The sequence below is a fragment of the Streptomyces sp. NPDC005963 genome (assembly GCF_040638655.1).
In the GTDB taxonomy this organism is placed as follows: domain Bacteria; phylum Actinomycetota; class Actinomycetes; order Streptomycetales; family Streptomycetaceae; genus Streptomyces.
The window spans coordinates 48,306-63,196 of sequence record NZ_JBEXVD010000025.1 but is presented as its reverse complement, the minus strand read 5'-3'; the positions used below and the strand labels follow the sequence as shown (position 1 = coordinate 63,196).

General features: G+C 70.6%; 14 protein-coding genes. 7 read left to right on the top strand and 7 right to left on the bottom strand.

The window, feature by feature from the left end; translation table 11 throughout:
* Positions 1 to 2: 2 nt before the first annotated feature.
* The gene (locus ABZ348_RS27265; protein ID WP_358937390.1) at positions 3 to 863 is read right to left on the bottom strand and encodes a 3-hydroxybutyryl-CoA dehydrogenase; all 861 of its coding nucleotides are present in this window, start codon (positions 861 to 863) and stop codon (positions 3 to 5) included.
* A 179-nt stretch (positions 864 to 1,042) separates the two neighbouring features.
* Here ABZ348_RS27265 and ABZ348_RS27260 point away from each other — a divergent pair, with 179 nt between their 5' ends.
* On the top strand, positions 1,043 to 2,308 hold the full coding sequence (locus ABZ348_RS27260) for a family 10 glycosylhydrolase (RefSeq protein WP_358937388.1): 1,266 nt from the start codon (positions 1,043 to 1,045) through the stop codon (positions 2,306 to 2,308).
* A 53-nt stretch (positions 2,309 to 2,361) separates the two neighbouring features.
* Here the strand turns inward: ABZ348_RS27260 and ABZ348_RS27255 are convergent, their stop codons facing one another.
* On the bottom strand, positions 2,362 to 2,553 hold the full coding sequence (locus ABZ348_RS27255; protein WP_358937386.1) for a DUF1918 domain-containing protein: 192 nt from the start codon (positions 2,551 to 2,553) through the stop codon (positions 2,362 to 2,364).
* A 134-nt stretch (positions 2,554 to 2,687) separates the two neighbouring features.
* Positions 2,688 to 3,644, bottom strand: coding sequence for a DMT family transporter (locus ABZ348_RS27250; RefSeq protein WP_358937384.1), 957 nt, complete (start codon positions 3,642 to 3,644; stop codon positions 2,688 to 2,690).
* On the opposite strand from ABZ348_RS27250, the gene ABZ348_RS27245 reads away from it, so the two are divergent.
* Positions 3,643 to 5,082, top strand: coding sequence for a PLP-dependent aminotransferase family protein (locus ABZ348_RS27245; protein WP_358937382.1), 1,440 nt, complete (start codon positions 3,643 to 3,645; stop codon positions 5,080 to 5,082). The genes ABZ348_RS27250 and ABZ348_RS27245 overlap by 2 nt on opposite strands.
* 209 nt (positions 5,083 to 5,291) lie before the next feature.
* A complete protein-coding gene (locus tag ABZ348_RS27240) occupies positions 5,292 to 5,867 on the top strand; it encodes a histidine phosphatase family protein (protein ID WP_358937380.1) in 576 nt (191 codons plus the stop codon).
* A gap of 39 nt (positions 5,868 to 5,906) precedes the next feature.
* Here ABZ348_RS27240 and ABZ348_RS27235 read toward each other — a convergent pair whose 3' ends face one another.
* The gene (locus tag ABZ348_RS27235; protein WP_358937378.1) at positions 5,907 to 6,545 is read right to left on the bottom strand and encodes a CGNR zinc finger domain-containing protein; all 639 of its coding nucleotides are present in this window, start codon (positions 6,543 to 6,545) and stop codon (positions 5,907 to 5,909) included.
* A 56-nt stretch (positions 6,546 to 6,601) separates the two neighbouring features.
* On the opposite strand from ABZ348_RS27235, the gene ABZ348_RS27230 reads away from it, so the two are divergent.
* The 3 genes from ABZ348_RS27230 to ABZ348_RS27220 all read left to right on the top strand — a co-directional run bounded on the left by ABZ348_RS27230 (position 6,602) and on the right by ABZ348_RS27220 (position 10,980).
* Complete coding sequence (locus ABZ348_RS27230; RefSeq protein WP_358937376.1) at positions 6,602 to 7,798, top strand: MFS transporter; 1,197 nt, start codon at positions 6,602 to 6,604, stop codon at positions 7,796 to 7,798.
* Between the two features lie 174 nt (positions 7,799 to 7,972).
* Positions 7,973 to 10,192, top strand: coding sequence for an NADP-dependent isocitrate dehydrogenase (locus ABZ348_RS27225; protein ID WP_358937374.1), 2,220 nt, complete (start codon positions 7,973 to 7,975; stop codon positions 10,190 to 10,192).
* A 152-nt stretch (positions 10,193 to 10,344) separates the two neighbouring features.
* Complete coding sequence (locus tag ABZ348_RS27220; RefSeq protein WP_358937372.1) at positions 10,345 to 10,980, top strand: NAD(P)-binding domain-containing protein; 636 nt, start codon at positions 10,345 to 10,347, stop codon at positions 10,978 to 10,980.
* A 24-nt stretch (positions 10,981 to 11,004) separates the two neighbouring features.
* Here ABZ348_RS27220 and ABZ348_RS27215 read toward each other — a convergent pair whose 3' ends face one another.
* A complete protein-coding gene (locus ABZ348_RS27215; RefSeq protein ID WP_358937370.1) occupies positions 11,005 to 11,625 on the bottom strand; it encodes a DUF4328 domain-containing protein in 621 nt (206 codons plus the stop codon).
* A 243-nt stretch (positions 11,626 to 11,868) separates the two neighbouring features.
* On the bottom strand, positions 11,869 to 12,660 hold the full coding sequence (locus ABZ348_RS27210; protein WP_358937368.1) for a LysR substrate-binding domain-containing protein: 792 nt from the start codon (positions 12,658 to 12,660) through the stop codon (positions 11,869 to 11,871).
* Between the two features lie 59 nt (positions 12,661 to 12,719).
* Between ABZ348_RS27210 and ABZ348_RS27205 the strand changes: the two genes are divergently transcribed.
* On the top strand, positions 12,720 to 13,145 hold the full coding sequence (locus ABZ348_RS27205) for a DUF5997 family protein (protein ID WP_358937367.1): 426 nt from the start codon (positions 12,720 to 12,722) through the stop codon (positions 13,143 to 13,145).
* A gap of 49 nt (positions 13,146 to 13,194) precedes the next feature.
* Here ABZ348_RS27205 and ABZ348_RS27200 read toward each other — a convergent pair whose 3' ends face one another.
* A complete protein-coding gene (locus ABZ348_RS27200; RefSeq protein WP_358937366.1) occupies positions 13,195 to 14,847 on the bottom strand; it encodes an FAD-dependent monooxygenase in 1,653 nt (550 codons plus the stop codon).
* Between the last annotated feature and the right edge of the window lie 44 nt (positions 14,848 to 14,891).

Genomic DNA, 14,891 nt, shown 5'->3' with positions numbered 1-14,891 from the left:
TGTCAGGAGTACGGGTAGAAGCCCGAGCCCGTCTTGCGCCCGAGGCGCCCCGCATCGACCATCCGCTGGAGCAGCGGAGGAGCGGCGTACAGCGGTTCTTTGTACTCGTCGTACATGGAGTCGGCGACGGAGGCCACCGTGTCCAGACCGATCAGATCGGCCAGCTTGAGCGGCCCCATGGGATGGGCGCAGCCGAGCTCCATGCCGTTGTCGATGTCCTCACGGCTGGCGATGCCGGACTCGAACATGCGGATCGCCGAGAGCAGATAGGGGATGAGGAGCGCGTTCACCACGAAGCCCGAGCGGTCCTGGGCCCGGATGGCGTGCTTGTTCAGCATCTGCTGGACGACGGCCTCCGAGCGCTTGATCGTCTCCTCGGACGTGGTCAGCGCCGGGATCAGTTCGACGAGCTGCTGGACGGGTGCCGGATTGAAGAAGTGGATGCCGATGACCTGGTCGGGCCGTGAGGTCGCGACGGCCAGTTTCACCAGCGGAATGGAGGAGGTGTTGGATGCGAGGATGGCGTCCGGACGGGTCACCACCTGGTCGAGCACCTGGAAGATCTCGGTCTTGACCTGCTCGTTCTCCACGACGGCCTCGATGACGAGATCACGGTCGGCGAATTCTCCGAGGTCGGTGGTGAAGCTGAGGCGTGCCAGTGCCTCGTCGCGCTCGCTCTCGCTGATCTTCCCGCGTTCGGCGGCCTTCGCGAGGGAGTTGGTCAGCCGGGTGCGACCGATCTCCAGGGCCTCGCCCGTGGTCTCGGCCACTTTGACCTCCAGGCCGCTGCGGGCGCACACCTCTGCGATGCCCGCGCCCATTTGGCCACAGCCCACCACTCCGACGCGTGCAATGTCGGCCATTGTGTCCGTCACCTCGTGCCTTTCGCTGATCTGGGGTGGCGCGGCCTCCGTATGGTTCCGGTGCCGGCCTCGACGCTCCGACGTTACTGCGAACACCGCTGTCCGCGGCGAGCAGGGGCGGGAATGCCGGGAGCAGGGTGGCCGCTGACCACGGTGGAGCGAAAGGCGTCGGGTTGCACATGGGGCAGATCGGGCAGGGTGTGGGGAGCATCAGCAGAAGGACCCTGATGGGTACGGCCGCGGGGGTGTTGGCGGGGATGACGGTGGCGGGGGACGCGACGGCGAGGACACGAGGAGCGCAGAGGGGGGCGTCGGGCCGGGTGGCCCGGGACTTCCGCGGTGTGTGGTTGGCCACGGTCAGCAACCGCGACTGGCCGTCTGCTCCCGGTCTGAGCGCCGATCGACAGCGCGCCGAACTGCTGGTCCATCTCGACACGGCCGTCGAGCGCGGGCTGCGGGCGGTCGTCTTCCAGGTCAGACCGGCGGCGGACGCTCTGTGGCCGTCCCCGTACGAACCGTGGTCGCAGTGGTTGACGGGAACCCAGGGCCGGGATCCGGGCTGGGACCCGCTGGGAACCGCCGTGGCCGAGGCCCATCGCCGCGGGCTGGAACTGCACGCCTGGTTCAACCCGTACCGGGCGGCGGTCCACGCTGATCCGGCCCGACTGGCGGTGGACCACCCCGCGCGTCAGCACCCGGACTGGGTGGTGACCTACGGAGGGAAGCTCTACTACAACCCGGGGCTCCCGGAGGTGCGGGCCTTCGTGCAGGAGGCGATGATCGACGCCGTCCGCCGCTATGACATCGATGCCGTCCACTTCGACGACTACTTCTATCCCTATCCGGTGGCCGGTCAGACCTTCGACGACGACCTCGCCTTCGCGCGCCACGGTGGCGGTCACGCGGACCGCGCGGCTTGGCGGCGCTCTAACATCGATCTGCTGATCCAGGAGATGTCCGGGCGGATCGAGGCGACCCGGCCCGGGGTCCGCTTCGGCATCAGCCCCTTCGCGGTCTGGCGCAACGCCACCACGGACCCGCGGGGATCGAACACCGCGGGTGGCGTCCAGACCTACGACGACCTCCACGCCGACACCCGTACCTGGGTCCGGCAGGGGTGGATCGACCACGTCGTGCCCCAGATCTACTGGCACATCGGCTTCAAGGCCGCCGACTACGCCGTTCTGGTGCCATGGTGGAACGACCTGGTCCAGGGCACCGACGTGTCCCTCTACATCGGCGAAGCGCTCTACAAGGCGGGGGACTCCGCCCAGCCCTCGGCCTGGCAGGATCCCGCGGAGCTCTCCCGGCACCTCACCCTGGCCGCGGGGTACGACCGGGTGGAGGGGCACTGCTTCTTCGCCGCCCGAGAGGTGGGCGCGGACCGTAATGGTGCGATGGCCCGGGTGGTGGCCGACCACTACGGAGGCGCGGCGCTGCGGTGACGGGCTCGCTCAGGGCAGGGCCCGGGCGCCGCTGGCCGCCGTACGCCACGGGTTCAGGCTGCTCCGTGCGGTTGGATGACGGTGTCGGGGCCGGGGGACAGCAGCGTCTCGTGTCCGTCGTCGAACCGGACGCGGTACGGCGGTCCGCCGTCGGGGCCGAGCACCTCGACGACCTCCGCGATCCGGTCGTGCTGGCCCACGATCCGACCGTGCACCACCAGTTTGTCGCCCACTTTCGCGTGCATCGGCAGTGACCTCCTCGCAGGCAGTCCTGGTGCCTTCGCCTGGTGCCTTCGAGTCTACGGCCGGGTCCGGAAGCCGCACCTCCGGTCGAGCGTCCGGGTGCCGTGCACGGTGGGCGATCCGTTTCGTGCCGCGGTCAGCTGCGGACCCGTTGGGTGACGGCGATGCAGACCAGTACCGCGACCGCGGCCACGGGAGCGCTGGGAGCGAGTTCCTCGTCCAGCAGGGCGACCGACCAGACCAGGGTGAGCAGTGGCTGTGCCAGTTGGAGTTGGCTGGCCCGCGCGATGCCGATGGCGGCCATGCCCCGGTACCAGACGTACAGTCCGCAGAACGTGGAGACGACCGCCACCCACGCCAGCCCGATCAGCCCCTGGGCCGAGAGGCGTACGGGTTCGACGGAGAGGGCCACCGCGGAGCCCACGAGCGCCAGCGGCAGGCACAGGATCAGGGCCCAGCCGATCACCTGCCAACCCGGCATCTGGCGGGCGAGCCGCCCGCCCTCCGTGTAGCCGGCCGCACAGACCAGCAGGGCGCCGAAGAGATAGAGGTCGGCGCCCTGGAGGGAGCCGCCGCTCTGGGAGACGGTGAAGGCGATGACGACCGCCGCACCCGCTCCAGCGGCCAACCAGAACGCTCGTGAGGGGCGCCGGCCCGTGCGCACCGCGGCGAACACGGCGGTCGTCAGGGGGAGCAGTCCGACGACCACCGCCGCATGGGAGGTCGTGGACGTCTGGAGGGCCAGCGTCGTCAGCAGCGGGAATCCCACCACCACACCGCCGCCGACCACCGCGAGGGACCCCCAGTGACGCGGCTCGGGCAGCGGCACCCGGCACAGCAACAGGAAGCAGCCGGCGACGAGCGCTGCCAGGACGGATCGCGTCGAGACCAGGGACCAGGGGCCGAAGGAGGTGAGGCCCCAGGCGGTGGACGGGAAGGTGAGCGAGAAGGCGAGCACGCCCGATGCGGCGAGCAGGGTTCCGGAGGCCGCAGACGGGCTGCCGTCCGCCCCCGCGGGTGGCCTGTCCTCCACGGCCGAAGGGGTGCTCACCGCTATCGAAGCGGAGGCAGTAGCGCTATCCTGTGCTGTCATGAATCAGCGTAGCAGTGTGGAAGAGTTGGTGTTTCAGCTGAGAAACGAGCTGGACCGCTACTCTCCAGAAGGAAAGCTGCCATCCAGTCGAGCACTGGTGGAGCGCTATCGGGTGTCGCCGGTCACGGTTTCCCGTGCCCTTGCGCAACTCGCCGCGGAAGGACTCGTCGTCACCCGCCCCGGCGCCGGCGCCTTCCGGGCGCGCCCGCGGGTGCAGAGCGTCCCGCCCGGTGACACCTCCTGGCAGGAGGTGGCCCTCAGTGCGGAGCCGGCGTCCGACCATGTGCCGAGGTCGGTGGACGCCTCCGGGGTGCTCGCCACGCTGGCCGCGCCCCCACCCGGCGTGATCGAGTTCAACGGCGGATACCTCCACCCCGCGCTCCAGCCGGAACGGGCCATGGCCGCGGCCCTGGCGCGTGCGGCGCGCCGCCCAGGGGCCTGGACGCGGCCACCGGTGGAGGGGCTCCCCGAACTGCGCGAATGGTTCGCCCGGGGCATCGGTGGACGGGTGGGGGCCGCTGACGTACTGATCACATCGGGCGGACAGGCCGCCCTCACCACGGCCCTGCGCGCCCTGGCTCCTCCGGGCGCGCCCGTACTGGTCGAATCGCCCACCTATCCGGGGATGCTCGCCATCGCCCGGGCCGCCGGACTGCGTCCCGTGCCGGTTCCGGTGGACGCCGGGGGAGTCCGTCCGGACCTGTTGGCAGCCGCCTTCGGGGCGTCGGGGGCGCGGGTCTTCGTCTGTCAGCCCCTCTTCCAGAACCCCACCGGGAGCGTGCTGTCGCCGGAGCGCCGGCCCGAGGTGCTGCGGATCGCCCGGGAGGCAGGGGCGTTCGTCGTCGAGGACGACTTCGCCCGACGGCTGGTCCACGCCGATGCGGGGCCGCTGCCGCAACCGCTCGCCGCGCTCGATGCAGACGGGGTCGTCGTCCACGTCGGCTCCCTGACCAAGGTGACGTCCCCGAGTCTGCGCGTGGGTGTGCTCGCCGCCCGCGGGCCCGTACTGGACCGGTTGCGCGCGATCCAGGTGGTGGACAGCTTCTTCGTACCCCGCCCGCTGCAAGAGGCCGCGTTGGAGCTGGTCGGAGCGCCCGCGTGGGCCCGTCATCTCCGTACCGTGGGTGCGGAGTTGCAGGAGCGCCGGGACACCATGGCGGCGGCGTTGAGCCGGGACGTGCCACAGCTGTCGCTGTCGGCCGTGCCCGCCGGCGGATACCACTTCTGGCTTCGGCTGCCCGACGGCTCCAGCGAATCGACGCTGTTGGCCGCGGCGCTGCGGCGGGGCGTTGCGCTCGCTCCGGGGCGCCCCTATTTCAGCGCCGAGCCTCCCGGGGCGCATCTGCGGGTCAGTTTCGCCGGGGTCGCGGACGGTGCCGAGATCGCCGAAGGGGTGCGTCGGCTGAGGGCCGCGTGGGACGAGACCGGGATGTCCTGAACCTCCGCCTTCGACCGTGCACGGTACGGATTCCGGTACGGGGCTCCTTCGATGCAGGGGTGAGAGCGCCAAGTGGCCGCGCCCCGGAGGTCGTTCGTCCGGCTGGAATGTCATGCACATGAAGGAAAACCAAGACGCTCTGCCTGGTCAGCGGAAGGAGTGACTCCGGTCACTTGACCGGTTCGCCTCCCCCCGCCCACCATCACGCCATGAGTGTCCGGATCACGCTCGTCGCCGCCGCGCGCAGCACCTCCATGCTCACCGAGCGTTTCGACGACGACCGGTCACCCGACCAGACCGGCTGGTACGAAGTGCAACTGGCCGCGCCCACCCTCGTACCGCTCAATGCCGCGGAACTGAGGTACTGCTCCCCGACGCTCTGTAGCCGGGCCACCGCCCAGGCACTCGGCTTCGCGCCCATGGCCCAACCGGCGCTGCGGGGGTGTGACATGGGGCGCTGGCGCGGGCTGACGCTGGGCGAGGTGACGGCCGTGGAGCCCCATGCCGTGGACACCTGGCTCGCCGATCCCCGGTCGGCCCCGCATGGCGGGGAATCGCTGCTGGCGTTCATCGGGCGGATAGGGACCTGGCTGGACACCCGCCCCGCGCAGGACGGCGGTTCGGTGGTGGCCGTGGCCGAGCCCTCCGTCATCCGTGCGGCCCTGGTGTACGTACTGAACGCACCGCCGACCTCGTACTGGAACGTGGACGTCCGGCCGCTGTCCACCCTGGTCCTCACCGGTCGTGCGGGGTCATGGCAACTCCGTCTCCAGACTGCCTGCTGATCCATCGGCGGTACGGGCTGGCCGTGCCGGAGCCGACGATCACTCCGCGGGGGAGGAGCCGTTCCGCTTCTCCCTGCGGTGTGCCGCCACACGCTCACGGGTGGCGCAGCGCCGTGAACAGTAACGGCGTACCGGACCGCTGCCCTGTGTCAGGAAGACATTGCGGCAGGTGGGTGAGGCGCAGATGCCGCCGGGTGGGCGCTGGCGGTCCCAGACGAGGACGGTCAGCGCCAGTGTCGAGGAGGCCAGGAGCCATGCGCCCCAGGGGCCGTCGTCGTGGCCGTCCAGATGCGGGTGCCACGGCGAGGCGCCCCGGTGGGAGGAGAGCCTGAGCCGGCCGTCGGTCAGGGCGAGCAGTTCATTGAGGCGTGCGGCGGCCTCGTCGACGTCCTCGGCGGCGAAGACCGTGCGCAGGCGGAGGGCCGCCGCACGCATCTGGGCGATGTCGTCAGTGCTGAGTGCGATGGGCTCGGGGGCGGCTCCGGCCTGCCCCGCGACGCCGGGTTCGCCGGTGGACTCCGTCTCGCCGTGCGCGCGCAGCACCGCCCCGACCGTGTCGGGATCGGGGTCCGGCCCCGTGTCGTCCGCTCCGGTCAGTGCATTGACCAGGGCGGCCGTCCGGCGGGCCATGGCGTCGACCGAATGGCGTGCGGACCCTGCGCTCTTCAAGGGCTCCATCCGGGCAATGTAACGCATCTAGCGCACTTTTAAGTTACCTGCGTAACGTCAAGCGGATGAAAAACCGTTACGCGATGGGAGTGCATCTGGCCGGGGCGGCCGTCGCACGCACCGGCGACGAGATGTCCGGGCCCGCCCTCCTCCTGGCCGCGCTCGCCCTCACCGGCTCCACCGCCACCGCCTCGGTGCTCCTCGCATGTGCCACCCTCGCCGCAGCCGTCGGCGGACCCCTCCTCGGCGTGCTCCTGGACCGCTCCACCCGACCCGGGGTGCTCCTGGCCGGAGCCCTCACCGGCCACGGCCTTGCGCTCCTCGCCGTCCTCTTCACCCTCGACGTCCAACCGCTCGGCGTGACACTCCTGCTCGCGGTGGGCGCGGGGCTGCTCGGACCCGTCATCGCCGCCGGCTGGACCTCCCCCCTACCGCGGCTCGTCCAAGGCGCCGAACTGCCCCGGGCCACCGCGCTCGACGCCATGACCTTCCACGCCGCAGCCCTCGTCGGACCCGCACTCGCCGGAACGGCCGCCGAACTCCTCGGAGCCACCACGGCGGTCGTCGTCGCGATCGGGCTGCTCTTCCTCGCCCTCCCCGCAGCCCTGCGCCTTCCGCCCGACCCCTCCCGCTCCCCGCGACCCGGCGCCCGGCCCCTCCCCTCGATCGGCGACGACCTCCGCACCGGCCAGCGCGCGACGTTCCGGAACGGACCGCTGGCCCGGGCGACCGCCGTCACCGTGATCTCCTGCGCCGGAGAGGGCGCCTTCGTCGTCTGTGCGCCGATCCTCGGCGAGCGGGTGCTCGGCGATCCGGGCTGGGGCGTCGCCCTGCTCTCCGCGATCGCCGTCACAGCCGTCGCCGCCAATGCCCTCCTCGCCCACCGACCGCCGCGCCGTGGCCCCGACCGCATCCTCAACCGCACCCCCCTCGCCCTCGCCCTGGCGTACGCACTGATGGCGATCGGCCAACCCCTCCTGTTGATTCCCGCGGTCGTGCTCGCCGGTGCGGGAGAGGGCCCCCAATTGACCGCACTGTTCACGATCCGCCACCGGGAGGCGCCCGAGCGACTGCGGGCGCAGGTCTTCACCACCGGGGCCAGCCTCAAACTGACCGGTTTCGCGCTGGGCGCGGCCCTGGCCGGTCTGGTCGCCTCGCTCGGCTCCCTCACCGCCGCACTGCTGGCCGCGGCGGGCATCCAACTGATCGCCGCACTCCGGGCCGCACGGACGCCCGCCCGCCGCCCGGAACGCACCCCATGACGGCCGCCCTCCCGCTCGGCCGTCATCATGCGGTCACCGCCCGTACTCAAAGCCGGACGCGTCGTCCCAGGTGACGAGATTGCGACCACACTGGGCCGGGGTCCTTTCGAGACCGGGTCGAACACGAGATATCTTGATGTCGAGCAATGTTGCAGACGTGGAGCGGAGCACCCGGTGACTGACTCGACCATCATCTATACGCACACCGACGAGGCCCCAGCCCTGGCCACGCATTCGTTCCTGCCGGTGGTCGAGGCCTACGCCTCGACGGCCGGAGTCAGGGTCGAGAGCCGTGACATCTCCCTCGCGGGGCGGATCATCTCCAGCTTCCCCGAGCGGCTCGACGAGAGCCAGCGCATCGACGACGCACTCGCCGAGCTGGGCGAACTGGCCAAGACGCCCGGGGCCAACATCATCAAGCTGCCGAACATCTCGGCCTCGATCCCGCAGCTGAAGGCGGCCGTCGCCGAACTCCAGCAGCAGGGCTACAACCTCCCGGACTACCCCGACGACCCCAAGACCGACGAGGACCGCGACGTCCGCGCCCGGTACGACAAGGTCAAGGGCAGCGCCGTCAACCCGGTGCTCCGCGAGGGCAACTCCGACCGCCGTGCCCCCGCCTCGGTCAAGAACTACGCCAAGGCCCACCCGCACCGCATGGGCGCCTGGTCGGCCGACTCCAAGACCAACGTCGCGCACATGACCGCCGACGACTTCCGCTCCACCGAGAAGTCCGCCGTCATCGCCGAAGAAGGCGTGCTGCGGATCGAGCTCACCGGTGACGACGGCACCACCACCGTGCTGCGCGAGTCGGTACCGGTCCTCGCCGGCGAGGTCGTGGACGCCTCCGTCCTGCGCGTCGCCGTCCTGCGCGAGTTCCTCGCCGCCCAGGTGGCCCGCGCCAAGGCCGAGGGCGTGCTGTTCTCGGTCCACCTCAAGGCCACGATGATGAAGGTCTCCGACCCGATCATCTTCGGCCATGTCGTGCGCGCCTTCTTCCCCAAGACGTTCGCCGAGTACGGCGAGGCGTTCGCCGCCGCGGGCCTGAGCCCCAACGACGGTCTGGGCGGCATCCTCAAGGGACTCGACTCGCTCGCCGACGGCGCCGCGATCAAGGCGTCGTTCGAGGCCGAGCTGGCCGACGGCCCCGCACTGGCGATGGTCGACTCCGACCGCGGCATCACCAACCTCCACGTGCCGAGCGATGTCATCGTCGACGCCTCCATGCCGGCGATGATCCGCACCTCGGGCCATATGTGGGGCCCGGACGGGCAGGAGGCCGACACCCTCGCCGTCATCCCCGACAGCAGCTACGCCGGCATCTACCAGGTCGTCATCGACGACTGTCGGGCCAACGGCGCGTACGACCCCTCGACGATGGGCTCGGTGCCCAACGTCGGTCTGATGGCCCAGAAGGCCGAGGAGTACGGCAGCCACGACAAGACCTTCGAGATCCCGACCACGGGTACGGTCCGGGTGCTCGACGGCTCCGGTGCCGTGGTGCTGGAGCACGTGGTCAGCGCCGGCGACATCTGGCGCATGTGCCAGACCAAGGACCTCCCGATCAAGGACTGGGTCAAGCTCGCCGTCACCCGCTCGCGTGCCAGCGGCACCCCCGCCGTGTTCTGGCTGGACGAGAACCGCGCCCACGACGCCAGCCTGATCGCCAAGGTCGAGGCGTACCTCCCCGAGCACGACACCGAGGGCCTGGACATCCGCATCCTGGCGCCGGTCGAGGCGATCGCGTTCTCGCTGGAGCGCATCCGCCGCGGTGAGGACACGATCTCGGTCACCGGCAATGTGCTGCGCGACTACCTGACGGACCTGTTCCCCATCCTGGAGCTGGGCACCAGCGCCAAGATGCTCTCCGTCGTCCCCCTGATGAACGGCGGCGGCCTGTTCGAGACCGGAGCCGGCGGCTCCGCGCCCAAGCACGTCCAGCAGCTCGTCAAGGAGAACTACCTCCGCTGGGACAGCCTGGGTGAGTTCCTCGCCCTCGCGGTCAGCTTCGAGCACCTCGCCCAGACCACGGACAACGCGCGCGCCCAGGTGCTCGCGGACACCCTGGACCGGGCCACGGGCACCTTCCTCAACGAGGACAAGTCGCCCAGCCGTCGCCTCGGTGGCATCGACAACCGGGGCAGCCACTTCTACCTCGCGCTCTACTGGGCCCAGGAGCTGGCACGGCAGAGTGACGACGTCCAGCTCGCCGAGGCGTTCAGCGCGCTCGCCAAGACGCTGTCGGAGCAGGAGCAGACCATCGTCGACGAGCTCATCGCCGTCCAGGGCTCGCCCGTCGACATCGGTGGCTACTACCAGCCCGACGTGACCAAGGCGTCCGCCGTGATGCGTCCCTCGGAGACCCTCAACCAGGCGCTGGCAACGCTCGCCTGAACCGGCTGACGACGACGGGACCCGTGCCTTCGGCGCGGGTCCCGTTCTCGTACGCCCACGGGGCTCACCCGGACGCCCGCCCCACCGCGCCGACCCCGGCGTGACGGGGTTCTACTGGCCCGGTACGTCCCTACGCCTACGAGGAGCTCCCCATGACGACCGCGATCGTGGGCACGGGCAACATCGGGTCCCGCCTGGCCGCCAATCTGGTCACGGGCGGCGAGAACGTTCTGGTCGCCAGCCGCAACCTCGATGACGCCCGTGCCCTCGCCACCAGACTCGGCGAGCGGGCCACCGCCGTGACCGTGGACGAAGCCGTGGAGGCGGCGGACACCGTGATCCTGGCCGTCTGGTTCGACAGCATCAAGGAACTCGTGGAGCGGTACGGCGACCGGCTCGCCGGGAAGATCGTCGTGGACCCGTCCAACCCGATCGCCCAGAACGAGCAGGGGGAGTTCTCCAAGACCATCCCGGAGAACGAGTCGGCGGGCGCGACCATCGCGGCACTGCTTCCCCCCGGGGCCCGAGCGGTGAAGGCGTTCGGCACCCTCACCGCGGATTCCCTCACCTCGGCCGCCCGCCGCTCCCCGGACCAGGCTGTGGGGTTCTACGCCACCGACGACGAGGCCGCGGGCCGAACGGTCGCTGACCTGATCCGCGCGGCCGGCTTCGACCCGCTGAGGGTGGGCGGGATCGATCAGTCCCTGCGCATCGAGGTGTTCGGCGACCTCCATGAGTTCAGCCTCGGTTCCGTACCGTCCCTGAACGAAGCGAAGAAGCTGGTCTGACCGACGAGTTCCGCCGGGCACCCCTCAAGCGGGTCGTGCCGCAGCCGCTGTGGAGTCCATCGCGTCCGTCAGCCGGATGACGAAGTACGCGGCCATCCCGGCTGCGACGATGTCCAGGACATCGGCCGCCATCAGCAGGAGCAAGCCCGTCCGCTGCCCCGCGAAGGTGTCGGCGGCCCCGTAGATCTGGCCGGTGAGACCGAGGGACAGAAGGCTGACGACGTACAGGCCCCACCAGACGTGCAGCGGCCAGGACACGGTCTTGCCGTCGGCAGCGGGCCGGGAGACCGCACTCCAGACGGTACGGGCGATGAGGTAGGGAAGCACCAGGTTCACTCCGGGGATGAACCAGGAGCCGATGGCCCAACCCGGACCCTGGCGGAACGCGTTCGGCGCGAACACCGCAGCGTTGCGGCGCATCCGGTGGAACCAGACGATGAAGGCGATCCCACAGCCGACGTACGCGTTGAACTGGATCGTGCCGGCGAAGTTGTACGTCCGTTGGGCGTCGTCCAACCGCTCCTGAGCGGTGAAGGTGATGCCCTCGACCGTCGGGGTCAGCGAGTGGACCTGCCAGCCGCGGTAGATCGCGTAGAGATCCGTCAGGGCGACCACCGCCAGCATTCCCCCCACGGCCATCAGCATGAGGCGCGGCGTTCTTCGCACCTGGGAAGGGAGTGGAGGAAGCGAAGGCAGTTTCTTGGCAGCGAGCATGACGATTGACCCCCCACGGCCACAGAAAGCGGAACGACCCGTACAAGATCGGGCGTTGGGGGAACATATGTCAGTCGCTGACCGTACGTCCACGGCCGAGCGGCGGGCCACGGCCCCGCTGTGTCACCGTCCGCCGACGAAGCGGTGGCGACCCCGTGCGGGCCCGACCTCAGCTCACGAGGAGCGGCGGCGCGGCTTGCCCTTGCCCGTGCCCCTGGCGCCGCCGGAGCCCGCGCGGCTGCCCCGGCCCACGGGCTTCTTGCCCGGCGTGGGCTTCTTGCGGGCCGCGCCCGCATCGGGACGCTTGCCCTTGGTCGCAGCGGTCTGAGCAGACGGACTGGTCTGAGTGGTCGGCTGTCGGCCGCGGGAGCTGTTGACCGTCCGACCCCGCACGATCCCGATGAACTGCTCCACCAGGTCCGTGGTCGCGTCCTCGGGCCAGGACAGCGCCACCCGGGACTCGGGTGCGTCCACCACCGTCCGATAGGTGAGGTCCTTGCGGTGGTGCAGTCGGGCGATCGATTGCGGGACGACGAGCACCCCCACTCCGGCGGCCACCAATTCGATCGCGTCGGCGGTGGTGTTCGGGCGCTCCTTGGCGGCCACCCCCGGCCGCTGCTCCCATGTGAGGGTGTCGTCGAGGGGGTGCAACACGATCTCGTCGGCGAGGTCGTCGGGGGACACCTCGTCGACCGCTGCCACCACGTGGTCCTTGGGAACCACGACCACCGTCGTCTCCGTGTACAGCGGAATGGCGCTCAGATCCGTCCGGTCGATCGGCAGACGGACGAACCCGGCGTCGACACCACGGGCGCGCAACACATCGGCAGCCTCGGCGGCGGACACCGGGACCAGCGTCAGGGGGACCGCCGGAAGCCGCTCGTGCCAGATGCGGACCCACTTGGTCGGCGTCACGCCCGGAACGTACGCGAGCCGAAATGAGGGGGGTGCTTCCGAGCCTGTCACCAGGCCAGGTTAACCGGTCGTGGTCGAAGGCATCGCACACGCTCGCTACCCTTGACACCATGACGTCGCACCAGACCACCCAAACGATGAAGCCCGCCACCGCGGCGAAGAAGCTGGGTGTGTACCTCCAGGCCACCCCTGCCGAGTTCCAGGAGGGTGTCGTCTCACGCACCGAACTGAACGCGTTGCAGACCGACCCGCCCGAGTGGCTCCAGAACCTGCGGCGCAACGGCCCGCACCCCCGGCCCGTGGTCGCGGCCAAGCTGGGCGTCTCCATCGCCGGCCTCGCCCGGGGCGGGGTCACCGAGGCCCTCACCACCGAGCAGATCGACGCCCTGAAGGACGACAACCCCCGGTGGCTCCAGCAGGAGCGCGACACCCAGGCCGAAGTCCGCAAGGAAGCCGTGCGGATCAAGGAGAAGGCCGCGCAGGTGAAGGAGAAGAACGGGGCGCGCGACCAGAAGCCGGGCCGCTCCGACGCCTGACCCCGTCCCCGGCCGCGCCTCAAGTGAGCGGCGGTCTGGGGGCACGCCCTCAGACCCGGAACACACCCCGGAGCTGCGCGGCCAGTTCTGCGGCGGTCGGTGGACAGAGACGGGCGCCGAGATGGCCGTCCGGGCGCACCACGAACGCCGTCGGCCGTTCCACCCCGTAGACGCGGGCGAACTCGCCCGCACCGTCGCGATAGACGGGCACCTTCCCACTGCGACGGTTCGGCACCGCGTTCGCCAGGACCAGACAGGTCTCCAGCCGGCCGGGCGACAGTTCCTCGGCAGCGGCGACCGACTCGGTGACGTCATCGAACGAACCGCCCGGATCATTGTCGTACCACAGCAGTACGTGTTCACGGTCCCGGAGCAGCTCGTGGAGCCGGACGGGATAGGCGGCGATGTCCCGGGTGAGACCGGCGCAGTCCGGGGCGCGGTCACCCGGCTGGGGGCCGTCCTGCGCAGTCGGGTCGGGTGGACCCACCAGCGGACTGTCCCGGTACTCGACGAGGAGCTGCGCCTCCCGCAGCAACAGGGTCTGCGGATCGCTGCGGTCGGCCTGGACCCCTTCGCCGGCATGCCGGACCGTCCGGGCGACGACCTCCTCGCCGATCGGACGTCGCTCGACGTCATAGCTGCCGAGCAGGTGCGGCCCCGCGGCGCCGGTCAGTACGAGGGCGAGTTTCCACGCCAGGTTGTAGGCGTCCTGGATGCCGGTGTTCATTCCTTGCGCACCCGTCGGCGGATGGATGTGCGCGGCGTCCCCCGCGACGAACACCCGGCCGTCCGCGTACCGGTCCACCAAGCGGTGGCTGATGCGGAACACCGACGACCAGCGCAATGCGGATGCCGTGGTCGGTCGTGGTGACAACCGGTCCAGCACCGTCTGGACGTCGGCGAGCACGGGCACCCGGCCGCCCTCCAGCCCGTGCGTGACCCCGTCTCCCCGGGGCGCGCCCCGGTCCTCCCCGGGCGTGGTCGAGAGCTCGGGCGGCACCAGCATCGACATGCGGTAGCGCCCCGGACCGGGGAGCGGAATGCACACCAGGAGGTCGTCGATCGAGCGGTCGGCGCCGCGGTGCACGGCCCGTACGCCGTATCCGACGGGCAGGTTCCAGTCGACCGCCACATCGGCCAGCATGTACTCCTCGGGGAAGGCGCCGCCCTCGAAGGTGAGCCCGAGCGCCTTCCGTACGACACTGTGGGCGCCGTCGCAGCCCACCAGGTACCGCGAGCGGACCTCCTCCTGCGTCCCGGTCGGTGTGACCAGCGAGCTGGTGACCCCTTCGCCGTCCTGGGCGAAGGACACCAGCTCGCAGTCGCGCTCGACGCGGGTTCCGAAGCCCGCCAGGAACTCCTCAAGGATGCGCTCGGTCTCGTACTGGGGCAGTGCTGCGAAGCCGTACGGCACCTCGGGCGGCAGGACGAGTTCGATCCGGGCCTGCTCGACGCCGTTGACGTACGCCAACTGCCCGCGCATCGGGACCGCCGCGTCCAGGGCCGATCGCACGAGGCCCATGCGGTCCCAGATCTCCAGCGTGCGCGGTTGGATGCCGACGGCCTTCGCGAACGGCAATCGGGCCGGCAGTTTGTCGATGATGCGGCACGACACTCCTCGGCGGCTGAGCTCCGCCGCCGCGGTCAGTCCGACCGGTCCGGCTCCCACGACCAGGACGTCAGGTCCCTCGGTGTCCACCACTGGTGCCTCCCCGTGGTTGCTTCCCCCGGGTTCGACGGGTCCCT